Source organism: Deinococcus sp. (assembly GCF_018260555.1).
GTDB lineage: Bacteria > Deinococcota > Deinococci > Deinococcales > Deinococcaceae > Deinococcus.
The window spans coordinates 1-1,714 of the sequence record NZ_JAGLBB010000137.1 but is presented as its reverse complement, the minus strand read 5'-3'; the positions used below and the strand labels follow the sequence as shown (position 1 = coordinate 1,714).

1 protein-coding gene is annotated in these 1,714 nt (G+C 73.6%); it reads left to right on the top strand.

Annotated features, from left to right (window positions below; translation table 11 throughout):
• Positions 1-86: 86 nt before the first annotated feature.
• On the top strand, positions 87-1,714 hold a 1,628-nt coding region (locus QZ271_RS14285), incomplete at its 3' end, for a helicase-associated domain-containing protein (protein ID WP_291432601.1).

Sequence of the window (1,714 nt, the reverse complement as noted above, 5' to 3'; positions counted from 1 at the left end):
GCGCTGCTGCGCCCCGGCACGGACGCCGCCGCGCTGGACGCCCTGCGCCGCGCCGGACACACGCCCCGCGTGAACGGGGATCAGCCGTGAGCAGGGCGGCCGGAAGGGCCGGGAAGGCGCGTCAGGGCAGCCCGCAGAACACGGCGCCACAGAATCCAGGGGCGGCACAGAACCCCCCCACCACACAGAAGCCCGCACCCCCCCTGGACGAACGCAAGGCCGAGGCGTTCGACGAGTCCATCACCCGTCTGCCACGCGCGTACCAGCAGCGGATCGCGGGCCGCTACCTGGGCGAGAAGGTCAGCAGTGGGGCCCGCGCGGCCGAGGTGATCGGTCAGGTGCGCAGCAGCCCCGAACTGCTGGAGAACCTGGTGGCGGGCCTGAGTGTCACTGAACGCGCTGCGCTGGGCGAGGTGCAGCGTTGCGGCGGCCTCATGGACGGCTGGGACCTGCACGTGTTCCTGCGCCTGCGGGACCTGCGCGGCGACCCGGGCAGCCACAAGGGTTCCAGGGGCCACCTGGGGGACTTCTCTGTGCCGGAGTTCACGGGGGCCGCCACCCTGTGGGAGCTGCTGACGAGCGGCCTGCTGCTGCCCGAGGGCCTGCCGAACCCGTGGATGCAGTCGTACTACAGCCAGTTCGAGCCGCCGGGCCGCCTTCCCAGCCGCGTGCTGGGCGACCCGCGCCTGCTGCACCGGCTGCCGCCGGAACCTGCCCCGCCCATCACGGCCTCCCTGAAGGAGGTGCCGGCCGCAACGGGTCAGGCGGACCTGAACCTGCTGCGCCTGCTGGAAGTGCTGCGCGGCGTGCGCCTGCATCCGCTGAGCGTCACCAAGAGCGGCACGATCAGCCGCGCGTCCCTGAAGAACCTCGCCAGAAGCGTGACGGCCGTGGATGCCCTGGAGACCTGGGTGATCGTGGGCCTGAACCTGGGGCTGCTGATCCGCGTGGAGGACCGCGTGACGGTCGCCGCGCAGGCCGGGGCGCAGTTCGCGCAGCTGGAACCCGAGGAGGTGGGCGCCGCGCGCCTGTCTGTGGGCGCCCCGTCCACGTACCCGGAAAATGTCGGCACGCCGTTTTCCAGTGTCAGCGTCATGCGGCGGCTCCTGGCGGCGGTGCTGCGCGCCCTGCCGCACGCGACCACGCAGGCCGAGGTGACCCGCCTGCTGCGGCTGGTCACGCCGCCCGAATTCCTGGCCTCCCGGTACGGCACGCCCGTCAAGGCCGGGGAGCTGGACGCGTGGGTGGCCGGGGCGCTGCGCGGGCAGCTGAGCGCGGCGGGCCTGGCGCGGGTCAGTGGGGAGGGACCGGGCGCGGCCGTCACGCCCGCTCACCTGCTGATTCCACCCGCCGGGTCCGGCCCGGCCTGGATATTGCAGGCGAACTTCGACCTGCTGGTGTACCCCGCTCACCTCACGCCCGCGCAACGGCCCCTGCTGGCCGCCGCCGAAGCCGTGCGCTTCGACGAACAGACCGCGTCGTACCGCCTGACCCGCCAGAGCGTGTACGCCGCGCTGGAAAGCGGACTGAGCCTCCCGGACCTGCTGGCCGGGTTGCAGGCCGGGTCGGCCACGCCCCTGACCCCGGGTGTGCAGCGCAGCCTGGAGGACTGGGCGGCGCGCCGCGACCGCCTGACCCTGCACCGCGCCGCCACGCTGCTCGAGTACCCCACCCCCGCCGAGCGCGGCGCCGCCCATAAGAAGATCGGGGGCAC